This window comes from Streptomyces cathayae (assembly GCF_029760955.1).
Classification (GTDB): Bacteria; Actinomycetota; Actinomycetes; order Streptomycetales; family Streptomycetaceae; genus Streptomyces; species Streptomyces cathayae.
On sequence record NZ_CP121682.1, the window covers coordinates 5,448,504 to 5,467,825 of the forward strand.

16 protein-coding genes are annotated in these 19,322 nt (G+C 73.1%); 5 read left to right on the plus strand and 11 right to left on the minus strand.

The annotated features are described in order from the left end of the window. Positions 1-153: 153 nt before the first annotated feature. Positions 154-2,901, plus strand: a complete 2,748-nt coding sequence (gene ppdK, locus PYS65_RS24845) for a pyruvate, phosphate dikinase (RefSeq protein WP_387041510.1) — start codon at positions 154-156, stop codon at positions 2,899-2,901. A 144-nt stretch (positions 2,902-3,045) separates the two neighbouring features. Here the strand turns inward: ppdK and PYS65_RS24850 are convergent, their stop codons facing one another. The 5 genes from PYS65_RS24850 to PYS65_RS24870 form a co-directional block, all read right to left on the minus strand. Then, entirely contained in the window at positions 3,046-3,543 is a 498-nt protein-coding gene (locus PYS65_RS24850; RefSeq protein WP_279336157.1) for an excalibur calcium-binding domain-containing protein, read from the minus strand. A 191-nt stretch (positions 3,544-3,734) separates the two neighbouring features. After that, positions 3,735-4,892 carry an alkaline phosphatase PhoX gene (locus PYS65_RS24855; RefSeq protein ID WP_279336158.1) on the minus strand — a complete coding sequence of 386 codons (1,158 nt, stop codon included), beginning with the start codon at positions 4,890-4,892 and terminating at the stop codon, positions 3,735-3,737. Between the two features lie 163 nt (positions 4,893-5,055). Beyond that, positions 5,056-5,406 (minus strand): nitrite reductase small subunit NirD, encoded by a 351-nt coding sequence (gene nirD / locus PYS65_RS24860; RefSeq protein ID WP_279336159.1) that lies wholly within the window; start codon positions 5,404-5,406, stop codon positions 5,056-5,058. After that, complete coding sequence (gene nirB, locus PYS65_RS24865; RefSeq protein ID WP_279336160.1) at positions 5,403-8,009, minus strand: nitrite reductase large subunit NirB; 2,607 nt, start codon at positions 8,007-8,009, stop codon at positions 5,403-5,405. Before nirB ends, nirD begins: the two co-directional genes overlap by 4 nt. Continuing rightward, complete coding sequence (locus PYS65_RS24870) at positions 8,006-9,304, minus strand: NAD(P)/FAD-dependent oxidoreductase (RefSeq protein ID WP_279336161.1); 1,299 nt, start codon at positions 9,302-9,304, stop codon at positions 8,006-8,008. Before PYS65_RS24870 ends, nirB begins: the two co-directional genes overlap by 4 nt. Positions 9,305-9,467: 163 nt before the next feature. On the opposite strand from PYS65_RS24870, the gene PYS65_RS24875 reads away from it, so the two are divergent. Beyond that, positions 9,468-10,250 carry a sulfite exporter TauE/SafE family protein gene (locus PYS65_RS24875; RefSeq protein ID WP_279336162.1) on the plus strand — a complete coding sequence of 261 codons (783 nt, stop codon included), beginning with the start codon at positions 9,468-9,470 and terminating at the stop codon, positions 10,248-10,250. Positions 10,251-10,330: 80 nt separating this feature from the next. Here the strand turns inward: PYS65_RS24875 and PYS65_RS24880 are convergent, their stop codons facing one another. The 6 genes from PYS65_RS24880 to PYS65_RS24905 all read right to left on the minus strand — a co-directional run bounded on the left by PYS65_RS24880 (position 10,331) and on the right by PYS65_RS24905 (position 15,558). After that, the gene (locus tag PYS65_RS24880; RefSeq protein WP_279336163.1) at positions 10,331-10,981 is read right to left on the minus strand and encodes a class F sortase; all 651 of its coding nucleotides are present in this window, start codon (positions 10,979-10,981) and stop codon (positions 10,331-10,333) included. A 115-nt stretch (positions 10,982-11,096) separates the two neighbouring features. Next, positions 11,097-11,705 (minus strand): hypothetical protein, encoded by a 609-nt coding sequence (locus PYS65_RS24885; protein WP_279336164.1) that lies wholly within the window; start codon positions 11,703-11,705, stop codon positions 11,097-11,099. A 263-nt stretch (positions 11,706-11,968) separates the two neighbouring features. Then, positions 11,969-14,077 carry a molybdopterin oxidoreductase family protein gene (locus PYS65_RS24890; RefSeq protein ID WP_279336165.1) on the minus strand — a complete coding sequence of 703 codons (2,109 nt, stop codon included), beginning with the start codon at positions 14,075-14,077 and terminating at the stop codon, positions 11,969-11,971. A gap of 118 nt (positions 14,078-14,195) precedes the next feature. Beyond that, positions 14,196-14,597, minus strand: a complete 402-nt coding sequence (locus PYS65_RS24895) for a DNA-binding protein (protein ID WP_279336166.1) — start codon at positions 14,595-14,597, stop codon at positions 14,196-14,198. Further along, positions 14,594-14,845: a type II toxin-antitoxin system CcdA family antitoxin gene (locus PYS65_RS24900; protein WP_279336167.1), complete on the minus strand. Its 252-nt coding sequence runs from the start codon at positions 14,843-14,845 to the stop codon at positions 14,594-14,596. Before PYS65_RS24900 ends, PYS65_RS24895 begins: the two co-directional genes overlap by 4 nt. A 29-nt stretch (positions 14,846-14,874) precedes the next feature. Then, on the minus strand, positions 14,875-15,558 hold the full coding sequence (locus PYS65_RS24905; RefSeq protein WP_387038639.1) for a SanA/YdcF family protein: 684 nt from the start codon (positions 15,556-15,558) through the stop codon (positions 14,875-14,877). Positions 15,559-15,834: 276 nt separating this feature from the next. Here PYS65_RS24905 and PYS65_RS24910 point away from each other — a divergent pair, with 276 nt between their 5' ends. The 3 genes from PYS65_RS24910 to PYS65_RS24920 all read left to right on the plus strand — a co-directional run bounded on the left by PYS65_RS24910 (position 15,835) and on the right by PYS65_RS24920 (position 19,322). Beyond that, complete coding sequence (locus tag PYS65_RS24910) at positions 15,835-16,614, plus strand: sirohydrochlorin chelatase (protein ID WP_279336169.1); 780 nt, start codon at positions 15,835-15,837, stop codon at positions 16,612-16,614. Positions 16,615-16,623: 9 nt separating this feature from the next. Next, complete coding sequence (locus PYS65_RS24915) at positions 16,624-17,946, plus strand: deoxyguanosinetriphosphate triphosphohydrolase (protein ID WP_279336170.1); 1,323 nt, start codon at positions 16,624-16,626, stop codon at positions 17,944-17,946. Positions 17,947-18,056: 110 nt separating this feature from the next. After that, the gene (locus PYS65_RS24920; protein WP_279336171.1) at positions 18,057-19,322 is read left to right on the plus strand and encodes an NAD(P)/FAD-dependent oxidoreductase; all 1,266 of its coding nucleotides are present in this window, start codon (positions 18,057-18,059) and stop codon (positions 19,320-19,322) included.

Sequence of the window (19,322 nt, forward strand, 5' to 3'; positions counted from 1 at the left end):
TTGCCGAACCTTGACTTGCCTTTGACTTTTGATCCAGTGGCGGCAGAGGGGTCCCAGCCGCATGGTGGACGTGTGGACGTACCCATACGCCTTTGATCTGGGTATGTTCCTGCTCGTCAGGGCAGCCACCGCGTCCTCGAGGAGTCGAGACCCGTGTCGGAAAACAAAGATCTCCATGGAACCCAGCAGGGCGGGAGTGTTGAGGGCGTGAAGTTCGTCTACGACTTCACCGAGGGCAACAAGGACCTCAAGGACCTTCTCGGCGGGAAAGGCGCGAACCTCGCCGAGATGACCAATCTGGGCCTCCCCGTCCCTCCCGGCTTCACCATCACCACGGAAGCCTGCAAGGTCTACCTGGACAGCGGTGAGGAACCGGCGGCACTGCGTGACGAGGTGAGTGCGCACCTCGACGCACTCGAAGCGGCGATGGGCAAGAAGCTCGGCCAGGCCGAGGACCCCCTCCTGGTGTCGGTCCGCTCCGGGGCGAAGTTCTCCATGCCCGGCATGATGGACACCGTCCTGAACATCGGCCTCTCCGACAAGTCCGTCCAGGGCCTGGCCAAGCAGGCCGGCGACGACCGTTTCGCCTGGGACTCCTACCGGCGTCTCATCCAGATGTTCGGCAAGACCGTCCTCGGCGTCGACGGCGACCTCTTCGAGGACGCGCTGGAGGCGGCGAAGACGGCCAAGAAGGTCACGGTCGACACCGAGCTGGAGGCCGCCGACCTCAAGAAGCTGGTCACCAGGTTCAAGAAGATCGTCAAGACCGAGGCCGGCCGGGACTTCCCGCAGGATCCGCGTGAGCAGATGGACCTCGCCATCCACGCGGTCTTCGACTCCTGGAACACCGACCGGGCCAAGCTCTACCGCCGTCAGGAGCGCATCCCGCACGACCTGGGCACGGCCGTCAACGTCTGCTCCATGGTCTTCGGCAACCTCGGCCCGGACTCCGGCACCGGCGTCGCCTTCACCCGCGACCCCGCCTCCGGCCACCAGGGCGTCTACGGCGACTACCTGCAGAACGCGCAGGGCGAGGACGTGGTCGCGGGCATCCGCAACACCGTGCCGCTCGCCGATCTGGAGCAGATCGACAAGAAGTCGTACGACCAGCTGATGCAGATCATGGAGACGCTGGAGAACCACTACAAGGACCTCTGCGACATCGAGTTCACCATCGAGCGCGGCCAGCTGTGGATGCTCCAGACCCGCGTCGGCAAGCGCACCGCGGGCGCGGCCTTCCGCATCGCCACCCAGCTGGTGGACCAGGGCCTGATCGACGAGGCCGAGGCGCTCACCCGCGTCACCGGCGCCCAGCTCGCCCAGCTGATGTTCCCGCGCTTCGACGAGGAGGCGAAGGTCGAGAAGGTCGGGCGCGGCATCGCGGCCTCGCCGGGCGCGGCGGTCGGCAAGGCGGTCTTCGACTCGTACACGGCCGTCAAGTGGTCCCGCTCCGGCGAGAAGGTCATCCTGGTCCGCCGGGAGACCAACCCCGACGACCTGGACGGCATGATCGCCGCCGAGGGCATCCTCACCTCCCGCGGCGGCAAGACCTCGCACGCCGCCGTCGTCGCCCGCGGCATGGGCAAGACCTGTGTGTGCGGCGCGGAGGAGCTGGAGGTCGACACCAAGCGCCGCCGGATGACCGTCCCCGGCGGGCACGTCGTCGAGGAAGGCGACCTGATCTCCATCGACGGCTCCACCGGCAAGGTCTACCTCGGTGAGGTACCCGTCGTACCGTCACCGGTCGTGGAGTACTTCGAGGGCCGGATGCACCCGGGCGCCGACGACGCCGACGAACTGGTCGAGGCGGTCCACCGGATGATGGCCTTCGCCGACCGCAAGCGCCGGCTGCGGGTGCGCGCCAACGCCGACAACGCCGAGGACGCGCTGCGCGCCCGCCGCTTCGGCGCCCAGGGCATCGGCCTGTGCCGCACCGAGCACATGTTCCTCGGCGACCGGCGCGAGCTGGTGGAGCGGCTGATCCTGGCCGACACCCAGGACGAGCGCGAGGAGTGCCTCAAGGCGCTGCTGCCGCACCAGAAGCAGGACTTCGTCGAGCTGTTCGAGGCGATGGACGGCCTCCCGGTCACCATCCGGCTCCTCGACCCGCCGCTGCACGAGTTCCTGCCCGACATCACCGAGCTGTCGGTCCGGGTGGCGCTCGCCGAGTCCCGGCAGGAGCCGCACGAGAACGAACTGCGCCTGCTCCAGGCCGTGCACCGGCTGCACGAGCAGAACCCGATGCTGGGCCTGCGCGGAGTCCGCCTCGGCCTGGTCATCCCCGGCCTGTTCACCATGCAGGTGCGGGCCATCGCCGAAGCGGCGGCCGAGCGCCGGGCGGCCAAGGGCGACCCGCGTGCCGAGATCATGATCCCGCTGGTCGGCACGGTCCAGGAGCTGGAGATCGTCCGCGAGGAGGCCGACCAGGTCATCGCGGAGGTCGAGCAGACCACCGGCACGCAGCTGAAGCTCGCCATCGGCACGATGATCGAGCTGCCGCGCGCCGCCCTGACCGCCGGCCAGATCGCCGAGGCCGCCGAGTTCTTCTCCTTCGGCACCAACGACCTCACCCAGACGGTGTGGGGCTTCAGCCGGGACGACGTGGAGGCCAGCTTCTTCACGGCCTACCTGGAGAAGGGCATCTTCGGGGTCTCCCCGTTCGAGACGATCGACAAGGACGGCGTCGGCTCCCTGGTGAAGCTGGCCGCCGAGGCCGGCCGCGCCACCCGCCCCGGCCTCAAGCTCGGCGTCTGCGGCGAGCACGGCGGCGACCCGGAGTCGGTCCACTTCTTCCACCAGGTCGGCCTGGACTACGTCTCCTGCTCCCCGTTCCGCATCCCCGTCGCCCGCCTGGAGGCCGGCCGCGCCGCGGTCACCTCGAACGGCAGCGACCACCGCTGACCCCTTTGGGGTGAGCCAAGCCCCGGAGCCGTTGCCTGTCACCCGACCACCCTCACCGATCGGCAACGGCTCCGGATCACGAAAGGAAACGGCGGCACCCGTGCGGGGGTGCCGCCGTTTCCCGTGCCCTCGGTCCGGCGCGGGTCAGTTCGTGCCGCGGCGCCGGCGCGCCGCGAACAGCACCCCGCCGCCCGCCAGGACGACGGCCGCGCCGCCGGCCGCGAGGTACGGGGTGGCGCTGTTGCCGCCGGTCTCGGCGAGGTCGGTGCCGCCGCCCTTTTCGGTGCTGCCCTTGTCGTCGGAGCCGGAGCCGGAGCCGGAGCCGGAGTCGGCGCCGGTGTCGCCGGCTCCGGCGTCCGAGCCGCTGTCCGTGGCGGTGTCCTTGTCGCCGACGGGGACGAAGCCCGCCGGTGCCTGGTCGCAGCCGACGCCGTCGCCGTCGCGGTCCAGGTGCTTGCCGTAGTGCTCGTCGCCCACCTCGATGTTCTTGTACCCGGCGTCGTACGCCTCGGTGCAGTTCTTGAACGGGTGGCTGCCCTCGTGGGCCGTGGCGGTGGTGAGGGGCAGTGCGGCCAGTGCGAGCGCGGCGACGGTCACGGCGGCGGACTTGCAGGACAGGTTCACGGGGAGACTCCCAGCCATGTGCGGATATCCGGCGGCATGCCCCCGTCCGGGGCGGTCTGCCGGGTGTGAGCTGCCGACGGTAGGGGAGTGACCGGGGGGAGGTGTGGAGGTTCGGTGGACCCGTGATGCGAACGTGACGTGACCGGACGGTAGCTCTCCGCTCATGCGGGCGCGGTCCGTGCACCGCGCCCGCACGAGCGGGGGAGCGGTCAGATGCGGAACGGGCCCTTCACCTCGTAGGTGATGCCGCCGGACGAACTGCCGCTGGTGCCGCGCTGGCTGGAGAAGTACAGGCGGGTGCCGTCCGGGGAGAAGGCCGGGCCGGTGATCTCGGAGCCGGACTGGCCGTTCACCCGGAGGAAGGGGGCCACGACGTCGTCGGGGGTGATGACGCAGATCTCCATGGTGCCGCCGTCCTCGGCCACGAACAGGTCGCCCGAGGAGGAGCCGGTGACGTTGTCGACGCCGGTCAGGGGGGCGGCACCGCCCGGGACCAGGGAGTCGTCGTAGGCGAGTTCGATGGTCTGGGCGGAGGCGTTGTACTGCCAGACGCGGTTGTCGCCCTTGGTGGTGAACCAGCAGGTGTCGTTCGCGTAGTGGCAGCCCTCGCCGCCGTTGAAGCGCTTGGCGCCGGAGACCTGGTTGCGGGTGGCGGTGGCGCCGGACGGGTCGGGGACCCGCGCCCAGCTCACCGGACCGCTGGTGCCGCTGCCCCCCACCAGTACCTCCAGCGTGCCGGAGGATAAATCGCCCCACGTCGTCGGCCGGAAGCGGTAGAAGCAGCTGTCCGAGACGTCCTCGGTCAGGTAGACGACCCTGCGGACCGGGTCGACGGCCGCCGCCTCGTGCTTGAAGCGGCCCATCGTGTCCCGGCGGACCGCCGCCTTCGTTCCCCACGGGTCGGTCTCGTAGACGTAGCCGCGGTCCACCTCCTCGCAGGACAGCCAGGTGTTCCACGGGGTGCTGCCGCCCGCGCAGTTCTGCCGGGTGCCGGACAGGATGCGGTAGGCGCCCGTGACGGCGCCGGTGGCCGAGAAGCGCACCGCGCCCGCGCCGCCGGACGGGTTGATCTCCGAGTTGGAGACGTAGATCCAGCCACTGCCGTCCGCGTAACAGGCGCCGCCGTCGGGGGCGTTGTGCCAGGTGTACGAGGTGCCCGGGACCTGCTGGCCGGAACGGGCGATCACCCTGCTGGTGAACCCGGCCGGCAGCCGGATCCCGTTGGCGTCCGCCGCGTCGAGCGCACCGTAGGGGCCCGTGCCGGGCTGGGCGGGCGCCGCGTACGCGGCGCTGTGCCAGAGTGCGCCGCCGAGGACCGCGCCGGTGCCGCCCATGGCGCTCGCACGAAGGAAGGTACGACGTTCCACTGCCGCTCCTGAGGTGCCGGGAACCGTCCCGCCACCGGTCGGTGACGGGGTCGTGCGGTCACGGAACCTACGGGGTCGGCATGGACACCTCATGACTGAAGGCGTACCGGCGGGTGACCGTTCCGGACGCCGCCCCGACCCGCGCGCCCGGCTTTCCGCGGGCTCACGCCGCCTTGGTCTCGTACGTCGTCAGCCGGACCGTGTCGTCGTCCAGGCACCGGCCCGTCTCCAGGTCGAAGCGCTGCTTCAGGAGGGGGGAGGCGACGAAGGGGCGGCCGTGGTGGGTGCCGGTCAGGCCGCGGGAGAGGACCGCCGCGCCGGTGAAGGGGTCACGGTTGTCGACGGCGTACAGGGCGCCGGTGCGGTCGGTGAAGACGGCGGCCTGGCGGCCGTCGGGCAGCAGGGCCGCCACGCCGCGGCCGGGGAGCAGCGTGCTCAGGTCGCAGACCGTGAACCAGTCGTCCGTCAGGCGGAGTCGAACCTTCAGACCGGTGGTCTCCGGTGTCAGGGTCATCGCGCGGCGGTTCCTTCCAGGGGGTCGTCGGCGGGTCGCAGGCCGATGGTCAGCAGCGGCAGGTCGGGCTTCATCTGGTCGCGCTCGGAGACGAAGGCGACCACCGGGTCGGGGGTGCCGGGCGCGTTCACGAAGGACACGAACCGGGCCAGCTTCTCGGGGTCGTCGACGGTCTCGGCCCACTCGTCGCGGTAGTGGGCGACATGGGCGGTCATCAGGGCCTCCAGTTCGTCGCAGATGCCGAGCGAGTCGTGGACGACGACGTCCCGGACGTGGTCCAGGCCTCCGGGGATCCGGTCCAGCCAGACGCTGGTGCGTTCCAGGCGGTCGGCGGTGCGGATGTAGAACATCAGGAACCGGTCGATCAGGCGGACCAGTCCGGCGTCGGAGAGGTCCTGCGCGAGCAGGTCGGCGTGGCGTGGGGTGGCGCCGCCGTTGCCGCCGACGTACAGGTTCCAGCCGTGGGCGGTGGCGATGACGCCGAAGTCCTTCGACCGGGCCTCGGCGCACTCGCGCTGACAGCCGGAGACCGCCGACTTGAGCTTGTGCGGGGAGCGCAGGCCCCGGTAGCGCAGCTCCAGGTCGATCGCCATACGGACGGAGTCCTGGACGCCGTAGCGGCACCAGGTCTGCCCGACACAGGACTTCACCGTGCGCAGCGACTTGCCGTAGGCGTGGCCGGACTCGAAGCCGGCGTTCACCAACCGGGCCCAGATCACCGGAAGCTGCTCGACCCTCGCGCCGAACATGTCGATGCGCTGACCTCCGGTGATCTTCGTGTAGAGGCCGAAGTCGCGGGCGATCTCGCCGATCACGATCAGTTTCTCCGGGGCGATCTCACCGCCGGGGATGCGGGGCACGACCGAATACGATCCGTTCTTCTGCAGGTTGGCGAGGAAGTGGTCGTTGGTGTCCTGGAGGGCGGCCTGTTCGCCGTCCAGGACGTAGGTGCTCGCGCCGATCACCGGGGCGAGGGAGGCGATGATCGAACCGACCGCCGGCTTGCAGACCTCGCAGCCGTCGCCGCCGCGGGCGCCCGCACGGCCGTGCCGGTCCAGCAGGTCCCGGTGGGAGGCGACGCGCAGGGCGCGGACGATCTCGTACAGCTCCTCGCGGGTCTGCGCGAAGCAGCCGCACAGGCCCTGGTCCACCTCGACGCCGTTCGCCGCCAGTTCGGCGTCGACCAGTCGGCCGATCACCTTCACGCAACTGCCGCACGTCGTACCGGCCTTGGTGCACCTCTTCACCTCGGGCACGGTGGTGCACCGGTGCTCGGTGACGGCCTCGCGGACGGTGCCCTTGCGGACGTTGTTGCAGGAGCAGATGATCGCCTCGTCCGGCAGCGCGGACGGGCCGAGCCCGACGGGCCTCCCGGCGCCGGCCGGCAGCACCAGGGACTCCGGTGAGACCGGCGGCACCGAGCCGGTGAAGGCCCTCAGCGTGCCGTACGCGTCCGCGTCGCCGACCAGGATGCCGCCGAGCAAAGTGCCGTCGCGGCCGACGACCAGTTTCCTGTAGAGGCCGGAGCGGGAGTCGGAGTAGACGACGTCCAGGCAGTCGGCGGTGGTGCCGTGCGCGTCGCCGAAGGACGCCACGTCCACGCCGAGCAGCTTCAGCTTGGTGGACAGGTCGGCGCCGGTGAAGGCGGACTCGTCCTCGGCGAGGGCCGCCGCCGCCGTCTCCGCCTGCTCGTAACCCGGCGCGACCAGCCCGTACACCCGGCCGTCGGCGGCCAGCGCGCACTCGCCGATCGCGAAGACACGGGGGTCGGTGACCGAGCGGCACTGCTCGTCGACCGCGACGCCGCCGCGCTCGCCGACGGTGAGGCCGCAGTCCCGGGCCAGCTGGTCACGGGGGCGGACACCCGCGGAGAACACCACCAGGTCGGTGGCGAGTTCGGAGCCGTCGGACAGTTTCATGCCGGTGACCGCGCCGTCCGGGCCGGCCACGATCTCCTGGGTACCGGTGCCGGTGCGGACGGCCAGGCCCATGCCCTCGACGGTGCGCAGCAGCGCCGCGCCACCGCCCTCGTCGACCTGCACCGGCATCAGGCGCGGGGCGAACTCCACGATGTGCGTGGTGAGTCCGAGACCCTTGAGGGCGCCCGCCGCCTCCAGACCGAGCAGACCGCCGCCGACCACCACGCCGGTCGTCGACCTCCTCGCGTACTCCTCGATCGCGAGGAGGTCCTCGATCGTGCGGTAGACGAAGCAGCCCTCGGCGTCCTTGTTCGGCACCGGCGGCACGAACGGGTGGGAGCCGGTGGCCAGCACCAGGACGTCGTAGCCGACGACCAGCCCCGAACGGGCGGTCACCTCGCGGGCCTCGCGGTCGATCGTCTCCGCCGGGTCGCCGACATGCAGCTCGATGCCGTGGGCCGCGATGAACTCCGGTTCCGTCACGGACAGTTCCTCGGGTGTGCACCCCGAGAAGTACGAGGTGAGCCGGACCCGGTCGTACGCCGGACGCGGCTCCTCGCACAGCACGACCACGCGGTGCGTGGCGGTCAGACCGCGCTCGGCGAGCGCCTCGAGGAAACGCTGGCCGACCATGCCGTGGCCGACGAGCACGAGGGTGGGGGGTGTTCCCGGGGTGGCGGTCAACAGGAGCCTCCGTCGTGGGTGAGCAGGTGGAGCAGGGGACCGCCGGCGGACGGGAGCGGCTCTGTTCCCTCCCAGGCGCGGGCGAGGGCGCCGACGGTGCCGAGTTCGCCGACCAGGACCCCGCCGACCAGGCGGCCCTCGCGGACGACGACCTTGCGGTGGGTGCCCCGGGTGGCGTCGGTGAGCTGGACGACGTCGTCGCCCGGCAGCGCCTCGGCCTCGCCGAACGCGGCCAGGTCGAACGCGGCCGGGTCGAAGGGCCCGAGGCGGCCGGTGAGGGTGAGCCGGGTCAGGGAGCGGGTGCCGGTGTAGCGGGCGCCGGTGTCCCCGGCGAGCAGCGCGGCGAGCGCGTCGGCCTGTTCCAGGGCCGGGGCGGCGAGCCCGTACACCGTGCCGGCGTGCTGGACGCAGTCGCCGACGGCGTGGACGGACGGGTCGGAGGTGCGCAGTTCGTCGTCGACGACGACGCCCTCGCGGACCTCCAGCCCCGCGGACCGGGCGAGCCCGGTGCGCGGGCGCGCCCCGCAGGCCAGCACCACGGCCTCGGCGTCGAGGGCGTACCCGTCGGCCAACCGCACCGAGCGGACCGCACCGCCGGCGCGGCGTACGTCCCGCACCCGGCACTCGGTGCGCACCTCGACGCCGAGGCCGGTCAGATGCCGCTCGACCAGCTCGGACGCGGCCGGGTCGAGCCGGTGTTCCATGAGCCGCTCGGACTGCTGGGCGAGGACGACCCGCGCGCCGCGCACGGCGAGGGCGCGGGCCGCGGAGACCCCGAGCAGCCCGCCGCCGATCACCACCGCTCGCACCCCCGGCCGCAGCGCCTTGTCCAGGCCCAGGCAGTCGTCCATGGTGCGGAAGGCGTGCACCCCCTCGGGCAGCTCGCGGGCCGCGGTGTTCGCGCTGTCAGCGGTCTCAGCGGTCTCAGGGGTCTCAGCGGTCTCAGGGGGGCCCGCGGTGAACAGGCCGCGCAGCGGCGGCAGCACCGGCTGGGAGCCGGTGGCCAGGACCAGCCGGCCGTATCCGATCACCGAGCCGTCCGCGCAGGTGACGGTGCGCGCCGCGCGGTCGATGCCGGTGACCCGGGCCCGGACCGGCTCCCCGGGTGCCGGCAGGGCGATCACCTCGGGGCCGTAGCGTCCGGCCAGCACCTCGGCGAGCAGCACCCTGTTGTAGGGGCGGTGCTCCTCCTCGCCGATCAGCGTCACCGGCGTGCCGAGCTCGCCGAGCCGCCGGGCGAGACGTACGCCCGCGAGGCCGGTGCCGATCACCACCACACGCTCGTTCGATGTCATGTCCCCGAGCCTGCGGTGCGGGTGTTACCCGGTGGCATCACCGCTGTTTCCCGCACGGAACGCTGCCCTCAGCAGGGGCGGGGGGCGAGTGTGAGGACGCTCAACCTCAGGAAAAGCTCATCTCGATGGACGGCACAACTATCCGGTCCATAGGGTCACGGCCATGCCCGACATCTCGCTGACCACCGTCGTCCTCCTCTGCCTCGCGGCGCTCGCCGCCGGCTGGATCGACGCCGTGGTCGGTGGCGGCGGACTGCTGCTCCTGCCGGCCCTGCTGCTGGGCCTGCCCGCCGGCACCCCGGCCGCGCACGCGCTGGGCACCAACAAGGCGGTCGCCATCGTCGGCACCACGGGCGCGGCGATCACCTACGCCCGCAAGGCCCCGGTGGACGTCCGTACCGCCGTACGCATCGGTCTCGCCGCCCTCGCCGGGTCGTCGGGCGGTGCCTTCCTCGCCGCCGGGATGAGCACCGAGGTCCTCAAACCGGTGATCATGGTGGTGCTGCTCGCCGTGGCCGCCTTCGTCATCCTCCGTCCGTCCTTCGGCACCGCGCCCGCACCCGGCCCGGTCACGCGCCGCCGCGTCCTCGCCGCGATCGGCCTCGGCGGCCTGGGCATCGGCTTCTACGACGGTCTCATCGGCCCCGGCACCGGCACGTTCCTCGTCCTGGCGCTCACCGCGCTGCTCCACCTCGACCTGGTCACCGCCTCCGCCACCGCGAAGATCGTCAACTGCTGCACCAACGCCGGCGCGCTGGCGATGTTCGCCTGGCAGGGCGCGGTGCTGTGGCAGCTGGCGGCCCTGATGGCCGTGTTCAACCTCGCGGGCGGCATGCTCGGCGCCCACACGGCCCTGAAGAAGGGCAGCGGCTTCGTCCGCGTCGTCCTGCTGACGGTGGTCTTCGCCCTGGTGGCGAACATGGCGTACGAGCAGTGGCTGGCCTGAGGCCGCGGGGCGGCGGGTCGGCGGGGCCGCGGGCCGCGGAACTTCAACGGGGGGCCACGCGCGTCGCGTCCCGGTGGGCGTCAGCGGCCGCGGCCGCCCGTCAGATGGGCGTAGACGACGACGTTGCCCCGGTAGCCGGTGGTGCGTGACCAGCCGCCGCCGCAGGTGATGATCCGCAGTTCGGGCCGCTTCGCCGCGCCGTAGACCCGCTCGTCGGGGAAGTCCCTCGCGTCGTACGCCTCCACGGCGTGCACCGTGAACACGGCGGTGCGGCCGTCCAGCCGGTCCACCTCGACGGTGCTGCCCTTGCGCAGGGCGCCCAGGGAGTAGAAGACGGCGGGGCCGTCGGCGTTGTCGACGTGGCCCGCGACGATCGCGGTGCCCCGCTCGCCGGGTGCGGTGCCGGCCTCGTACCAGCCGGCCAGGTTCTTCCGCTCGGGCGGCGGCGCGTCGAGGCTGCCGGTGCCGGTCAGGGAGAGGCCCGTCAGCGGCGCGTCCACGTCGATCGCGGGGATGCGGATCCTCTCCGGCGGGGAGAACGGCAGCGCGGCGGGGCGGCCGGGGACGAGACCGGCGCGCCCGGAGTGGGCCTGGGCGGCGGAGGGCTGGGGCGGGGCGGGCGTCTCGGCCGCGTCGCGCAGCAGCCACAACCCGCAGCACAGGGCGAGCACGCTCACGGAGGCTATGGCCGTGCTGCTCGGGCCGCCGGCCCGGCCGAACCTGCTGCGCATCGTGGACTGACCTCTTCGGAGTCGGCCCCGTGCCCCCCTCCGGGCCGCGAGGGGCGTCGGACCCGGAGGGGGAGGGGACATGCGGTACCGGTGGACGGGCGGCGGAGGGTGCCCGTCAGATCCCGTCGCCTCTCGCCCGGCGATGCAGGAGCCAGGTACCGCCCGCGGCGGCGACGGCGAGTGCCGCCACGCCGGCCGCGGTCTGTACGGGGTCGGGGCCCAGGGCACTGCCGACCCCCGTCTTCACACTTCCGTGCGGATGAACCTGCCGGGCCGCGGACGTCAGCCGGACCACCAGGTCGCCGGTCAACCGCTGCCCGCCGGCGGAGCATTTCGCGACGATCTCGTACGTCCCCGGCCGCGCGTCCGGCGGCACCCGGAACTGGCCGATCGAGTCCCGCTCGTGCGCGCTCGGCATCAGGGTGAAACGGCCGGCGCCCACGGCGGTGGCGTCCCCCGCGACCGTGTCGTGGTCCCCGCACGCCGCGGTGTTCACCGTCACCTGCGCGCCGGCCACGACCGAGGACGGGTACACCTCCAGGCTCCCGGACGCCGTGCCGCGGGAGTGCCCCGCCGGGGTGGCGTCCGCCTCCCCGGCGTACCCGGCGGGGGCGGCGAGCAGCCCCACGGCGACCAGGGCGAGCACGGGGACGGCCAGAGCGGCCGCACCGGGCAGGCCGGCCACACCGGGCAGACAGGCCGGCAACCGGGCGATACCTCGCATCGACGCTCCCTCGAGCTCACGCAGGGGCCACGCCCGCGGCACCCCCATGTGCCGCCGTCAGTCGCGTCCCTGCCTGTCCGAGGTAAGTACCACCGGGCGCGGCGCGCTTCCTGAAGGAAAGTCAGAAATGAGGTGAACGGGTGTCGGGCCCGCCCGGCCGGAGCCTGTCCGCCCGCTGTTCCGGCAGGTCAGCGACGTACGGCGGCCCCGTCGAGAGCAAGAAGCCGAAGGGCGCCCCGCGCGCCGGTGAACGGGTGACCCGCTCACGGCGTCACCGCCTCCACCCGTACCGCGCAGACCTTGAACTCCGGCATCCGCGAGATCGGGTCCAGGGCGGGGTGGGTGAGGGTGTTGGCGCGGCCCTCGCCGGCCCAGTGGAACGGCATGAACACGGTGTCGGGGCGGATCGCGGCGGTGATCCGCGCCGGTGCCACCGCCCGGCCCCGCCGGGACACCACGGCCAGCGGATCGCCCTCGGCTACGCCGAGCCGCTCCGCGAGGCGGGGGTGCAGTTCCACGAACGGGCCGGGCGCGGCGGCGTTCAGCTCCTCGACGCGCCGGGTCTGCGCGCCGGACTGGTACTGCGCCACGACCCGGCCGGTGGTCAGCAGCACGGGGTACTCGTCGTCGGGCTCCTCGGCGCTCGCACGGTGCGCGACGGGCGTGAACCGGGCCCGCCCGTCCCCGGTGGCGAACCGGTCGAGGAAGAGCCGGGGCGTGCCGGGGTGCACGGCGTCCCCGGTCCCCGCCGGTGCCGGGCACGGCCAGAACACGCCGTTCTCCTCCGCCAGCCGCCGGTAACTGATCCCGGAGTAGTCCGCCGGCCCGCCCGCGCTCGCCCGGCGCAGCTCCTCGAAGACCTCCTCGGGCTCGGTCGGAAACCCCTTCTCCGGGCCACCCCGTCCGCCACCGAGCCGGGCGGCCAGCCCGTGCAGCACCTCCAGGTCGCTGCGGACACCCTCCGGCGGGGCGAGGGCCCGGCGGCGCAGCAGCACCCGGCCCTCGAGGTTCGTCGTCGTCCCCGTCTCCTCCGCCCACTGCGTCACCGGCAGCACGACATCGGCGAGCGCCGCCGTCTCCGACAGCACGACGTCGCACACCGCCAGGAAGTCCAGCGAGCGGATCCGCTCCTCGACGTGCGCGGCGTGCGGCGCCGACACCACCGGGTTGGAGCCCATCAGCAGCAGCGAGCGGATGCCCGTACCCAGCGCGTCGAGGAGTTCGTACGCGCTGCGCCCCGGCCCGGGGAGGGAATCCGGGTCCACGCCCCACACCCCGGCCACATGCGCCCGCGCCGCCGGATCGGTCAGCTTGCGATAACCGGGCAACTGGTCCGCCTTCTGGCCGTGTTCGCGCCCGCCCTGCCCGTTGCCCTGCCCGGTCAGGCACCCGTACCCGGACAGCGGGCGGCCCGCCCGGCCGGTCGCCAGGCACAGGTTGATCCAGGCGCCCACGGTGTCGGTGCCCTTGGACTGCTGCTCGGGCCCGCGCGCGGTCAGCACCATCGCCGCCTCCGGGTCGCAGAACAGCCGTACCGCCTCCCGTAGTTCGGGCACGGACACGCCCGTGATCCGCTCCACGTACTCCGGCCAGTGCGCCATCGCCGCCGCCCGGGTCTCCTCCCAGCCGGTGGTGCGCTCCCGGACGTACGCCTCGTCGGTGCGCCCCTCGGCGACCACCAGATGCAGCAGGCCCAGTGCCAGCGCGAGATCGGTACCGGGGCGGGGCGCCAGATGCAGATCGGCCTGCTCGGCCGTCCTCGTACGGCGCGGGTCGACGACGATCAGCGTGCCGCCGTTCTCCTTCAGCTCGGTGAGGTACCGCAGGGACGGCGGCATGGTCTCCGCCGGGTTCGCCCCGACCAGGATCACGCAGCCGGTCTTCGGAACGTCCTCCAGCGGAAACGGCAGCCCACGGTCCAGCCCGAACGCCCTGACCCCCGCCGCTGCCGCCGACGACATGCAGAACCGCCCGTTGTAGTCGATCTGGGAGGTCCCCAGCACCACCCGCGCGAACTTGCCGAGCGCGTACGCCTTCTCGTTGGTCAGCCCGCCCCCGCCGAACACCGCGACCGCGTCCGCCCCGTACCGCGCACGCGTCCGCCCCAGCCCCTCGGCGACCCGCTCCAGCGCCTCCTCCCAGGAGGCCGGCACCAGCACACCCTCCGCGGACCGCACCGACGGCGAGGTCAGCCGCACGTCCGACGACAGCACGGCCGGCGCCGTACGCCCCTTCCCGCACAGCGCCCCCCGGTTCACCGGAAAGTCCGCCCGCTCCCGCACCTCGACGGTCCCGCCCGCACCGGGCACCAGATTCATCCCGCACTGCAGCGCGCAGTACGGGCAGTGCGCGGGCGTCCCGGAGCTCTCCATACCGCCCAGCCTGCGCGCCCCGCGTTACACCCCGCACCGCCCCCGGTTACACCCCGGGCACGGCCACCTCCCCGGGACCGGGGGAGCGCGGTGAGGCCGGGGGCGCGGAGGCGTCCGCTCAGACACCGACGAGCTGGACACGGCCGCCGCACAGACGAGACATGTCATCGAGGTCGGATGTCAGGAGGGCCACTGGCCCCGGTTGGCACAGAGCCAGCTCCGCGACCGTCGCGTCGATCGCGTACTGGTGACCGTGCAGGCCTGCGGCCTTGAGCAGTTCCGCAGCTCTCTTCGCCGCCGCCTCGGTCACCGCCTCCACCTTGACGCGGGACAGCACCCACCGCAGCCGGGGCAGGTTCACGCGCGCGTGGCTGACCTCCACGATGGTGTTGGCTCCCACGACGATCTCGGAACCCATGGAGTGGAGCACCTGGAGCATCGCGAGGATCTTGCGATCCTCCGCGATCCAGGCAGAGAGACCCTGGGAGTCCAGGACGACGGTCTCGATGTGACCGTTCACGCGGCACTCGCCGGACGTCCGGCGCTTCCCGTCGTGCCGAAGATCCGGGAGTGCGCCTCCGCCAGCTCCTCCTCGGTGAAGGCCCCGTGCTCCTCCTGATGGCGCAGCAGATCAGCGCCGAGCAACTGGTGCCGAAGCTGACGCGCCACCGCTTCAGCGACGTAGCCAGAGACGTTGTCGGTGAGCTTCTTCAGTTCGGCGACCTGCTCGGCCGGGAGCGTCACCGTGATCCGTGTCGTGTCTGCCATGGTGTGAGCATACCGCGATATGCGCACCGTCAGTCCGCGGTTTCCGGGGCGCGGACGTCCGCCAGGGCCTGCCGCACCCCGGGTTCCTCCGGCCCGAGGAAGTGCGGGTCCGGGCGGAACGCCGCGTCCGCCGCCGCCTTGCCCGCGGCGAGGATCTCCCGGACGCCCCCGTAGTACCAGGTGAGGTCGTGGCGGTCGTCGACGCCGACGCCGTACGAGGAGACGCCGGCCGCCCGGCACAGCGTGACCGCGCGCCGGATGTGGAAGCCCTGGCTGATCAGCACGGCCCGGTCCACGCCGAAGATCTTCTTCGCGCGGACGCAGGAGTCCCAGGTGTCGAAGCCCGCGTAGTCGCTGACGATCCGGGTGCCGGGCACGCCGTGCCGGGTCAGATAGGCGCGCATCGCGTCCGGCTCGTCGTACTCCTCACGGCTGTTGTCGCCGGTGACCAGGACCACCTCGATCCGGCCCGTCCGGTACAGCTCGGCCGCCGCGTCCAGCCGGCGGGCGAGATACGGCGAGGGCTCCTCGTCCCACAGGCCCGCACCGAAGACCACGGCGACGTCCGTGCGGGGCACGTCGGCGGTGGTGCGCAGCCGGCCGTCCGCGGCCGTGTGCATCCAGGTCGCCGGGAGCAGCGCCAGGACGCACACCGCCATCCCCGCCTGCACCAGCCGCCGCTGCCCGGTACGGGTGCGCGGCATACGCGGCATACACGGTCGGCGGAACCCGCGGGTCCTCACGCGGCGCAACAGGTCAAGCATCGGACGGGCACCCTCCCCGGTCGGTCCTCGGTCCTCGGTCTCGGAAGACGCATCGGCACGCCCTCCGGTTCAGCCGCGCCCTGTGATCGGCTTCACGGTGGGCGGGAAGGGGGCGCCGCGGCCCGGACGGACTCACGCGGTGCGCGGCCGCGCCGTGAACCACCGGAAAAGCCCCGCTCACGCGCGTGCAACGGAGAGGCAACGTCCCTGGGCGACCATCGGAACATGACGGCGCACCCCACCACCCCCCTCGTCGTCGTGGCTCACGGCAGCCGTGATCCGCGCACGCCGGGCACCGTACGGGCGCTCCTGGACCGCGTCCGCGCGCTGCGGCCCGGCCTGCCCGTGCACCTGGGGCACATCGAGCTGAACGCCCCGCTGCTCCCGGACACCCTCGCCGGGCTGCACGCGCGAGGGGCCGGTTCGGCCGTGCTGGTGCCGCTGCTGCTCAGCCGCGGCCACCACGTCACACGGGACATCCCCGAGGCGGCCGCGGACACCCCGCTGCACGCGCGCGTGGCCGCCCCGCTGGGCCCGCACCCGCTGCTGGTGGACGCCCTGCACGCCCGCCTGACGGAAGCCGGCTGGCGCGCCCCGGCGGACGAGGCGGCCCGCCGTACGAGCGCGGTCGTGCTGGCCGCCGCCGGCTCCCGCAGCCCCGGCTCGGGGCGCGACACCGCCCGCACCGCCGGCCTGCTCGCCGAACGCCTCGGCGTGCCCGTCGTCCCCGCCTACGCCTCCGCCGCCGCCCCCACCGTCCCCGACGCCCTGCGCGCCCTGGCCGCCCGGGGCCGCCACCGCGTGGCGGTCGCCTCCTGCTTCACGGCCCCCGGCCGCTTCGCCACCAAGTGCGCGGCGGCGTCCCCCTGGATCACCGCGGCCCCCCTCGGCACCCACCCCGCCCTGGTCCGCCTCCTCCTCCACCGCTACGACCAGGCCCGCACGGCCCCCGCCCCGGCCCCGACGCGGTACGGGCGCACCCCGGCCGTCACCGTCTGCCCGTAGTGTCGAGGCATGGCAGGCACCCGCACCCCCGCCCCCACCGGCCCGGCGTCACAGGAGTACGAGAACCACGTCCCGCCCCCCGGCTACGCCCCGCCCTCGGTCGCCCGCTGGGCCGCCGAACCCGACAAGCGCCCCGGGCGCACCGCCTTCCAGCGCGACCGCGCACGCGTGCTGCACTCCGCGGCCCTGCGCCGCCTGGCCGGCAAGACCCAGGTGGTCACCCCCGGAGCGGCCAGCCCGCTCTGGGACGCCAGCCCCCGCACCCGCCTCACCCACTCCCTCGAGTGCGCCCAGGTGGGCCGGGAGCTCGGCGCCGCCCTCGGCTGCGATCCGGACCTCGTGGAGGCCGCCTGCCTCTCCCACGACCTGGGCCACCCGCCCTTCGGCCACAACGGCGAACAGGCGCTGAACGAGTTCGCCGAGGACTGCGGCGGCTTCGAGGGCAACGCCCAGTCGCTCCGCCTCCTCACCCGCATCGAACCCAAACGGTTCACCCCCGAAGGCTCCGTCGGCCTCAACCTCACCCGCGCCGCCCTCGACGCCGCCACCAAGTACCCCTGGCCCCGGGGCGGCCACCCCACCGACCCGGCCTCCCCGAAGTTCGGCGTCTACGAGGACGACCGCCCCGTCTTCGACTGGACCCGCGAGGGCGCCCCCGAAGGCCGCGTCTGTTTCGAGGCCCAGGTCATGGACTGGGCCGACGACGTGGCCTACTCGGTGCACGACGTGGAGGACGGCCTGCACGCCGGCCACATCGACCCCAACCTCCTGCACGCCGAGCCCGAGCGGCAGGCGGTCTTCGCCGTCGCCGCCGGCCGCTACACCGACCCCGGCACCGACCCGGCGGAACTCGCCGAGGCGCTCGACCGGCTCCTCGCCCAGGAGTGGTGGCCGCACGGCTACGACGGCACCGCGGTCGCCCAGGCCCGCCTCAAGGACGCCACCAGCCAGCTCATCGGCCGCTTCTGCCTCGCCGCCGAGGGCGCCACCCGGCAGCGGTTCGGCAGCGGCCGCCTCACCCGCTACGGAGCCGAACTCGTCGTCCCCCGGGAGACCCGCCTGGAGTGCGCCGTCCTCAAGGCGGTCGCCGACCGGTACGTCATGCAGCGCGCCGAGCAGGAACTGCTCCGCGCCGACCAGCGGATCGTCGTCGTCGAACTGGCCGAGGCGCTCACCGCCCGCGCCCCCGACGGCCTGGACCCGCAGTTCCGCACGCTGTTCGCGCAGGCCCCGGACGACCGTGCCCGCAAACGGGTGATCGTCGACCAGATCGCGTCCCTCACCGACGCCTCGGCCCGCTCGCTTCACACCCGTCTGAGGGGGCAGGGTTGAGAAGAGCCCGAAGGAGGCCGTCCGTGGCCTGATCGGGTCACTCCCCCTTCCCGCACCACCCGGTGTGCGGGACGCTCACAGGTGGCGGCACCCCGAAGAGGAGGCATCACGTGGTCGACGCGGATCAGACATTCGTCATCGTCGGAGGCGGACTGGCCGGCGCGAAAGCGGCCGAAACGCTGCGAACGGAGGGCTTCACCGGCCGTGTCCTGCTGATCTGCGACGAACGCGACCACCCGTACGAGCGACCGCCCCTGTCCAAGGGCTACCTCCTCGGCAAGGAGGAACGCGACGGCGTCTTCGTGCACGAGCCCGCCTGGTACGCGCGCCACGACGTCGAGCTGCACCTCGGCCAGACCGTCGACGCCGTCGACCGCGCCGCGAAGACCGTCCGCTTCGGCGAGGACGGCACCACCGTCCGCTACGACAAACTGCTGCTGGCCAACGGTGCCGAGCCCCGCCGCCTGGACATCCCGGGCACCGGCCTGGCCGGCGTCCACCACCTGCGCCGCCTCGCGCACGCCGAACGCCTCAAGGGCGTCCTGACCTCCCTGGGCCGGGACAACGGCCACCTGGTGATCGCCGGCGCCGGCTGGATCGGCCTGGAGGTCGCGGCGGCGGCCCGCGAGTACGGCGCTGAGGTCACCGTCGTGCACCGGGGGCAGACCCCGCTGCACTCGGTCCTCGGCCCCGAGCTCGGCCAGCTCTTCGCCGACCTGCACCGCGACCACGGCGTCCGCTTCCACTTCGGTGCCACCCTCACCGAGATCACCGGGCAGGACGGCATGGTCCTCGCCGCCCGCACCGACGACGGCGAGGAGCACCCGGCGCACGCCGTCCTCGCGGCGATCGGCGCCGCCCCGCGCACCGGCCTCGCCCAGGCGGCGGGCCTGGAGATCGCCGACCGGGCGGACGGCGGCGGCATCCTGGTCGACGAGCGGCTGCGCACCTCCGACCCGGACATCCACGCGGCCGGTGACGTCGCCTCCTTCCCGCACGCCCTGTTCGGCACCCGGATGCGCGTCGAGCACTGGGCCAACGCCCTCAACGGCGGCCCGGCCGCGGCCCGCGCCATGCTGGGCCGGGAGGTCACGTACGACAGGGTGCCGTACTTCTTCAGCGACCAGTACGACCTGGGGATGGAGTACTCCGGCTGGGCACCGGCGGGCTCCTACGACCAGGTCGTCATCCGGGGCGACTCGGGCAAGCGGGAGTTCATCGCGTTCTGGATCAAAGAGGGCAGGGTGCTGGCCGGGATGAACGTCAACGTGTGGGACGTCACGGACCCGATCCAGCGGCTGATCCGCTCCCGGACCCCGGTGGACACGGACGCCCTGGCCGACCCGCACGTCCCGCTGGAGAGCCTCGCCCCCTGA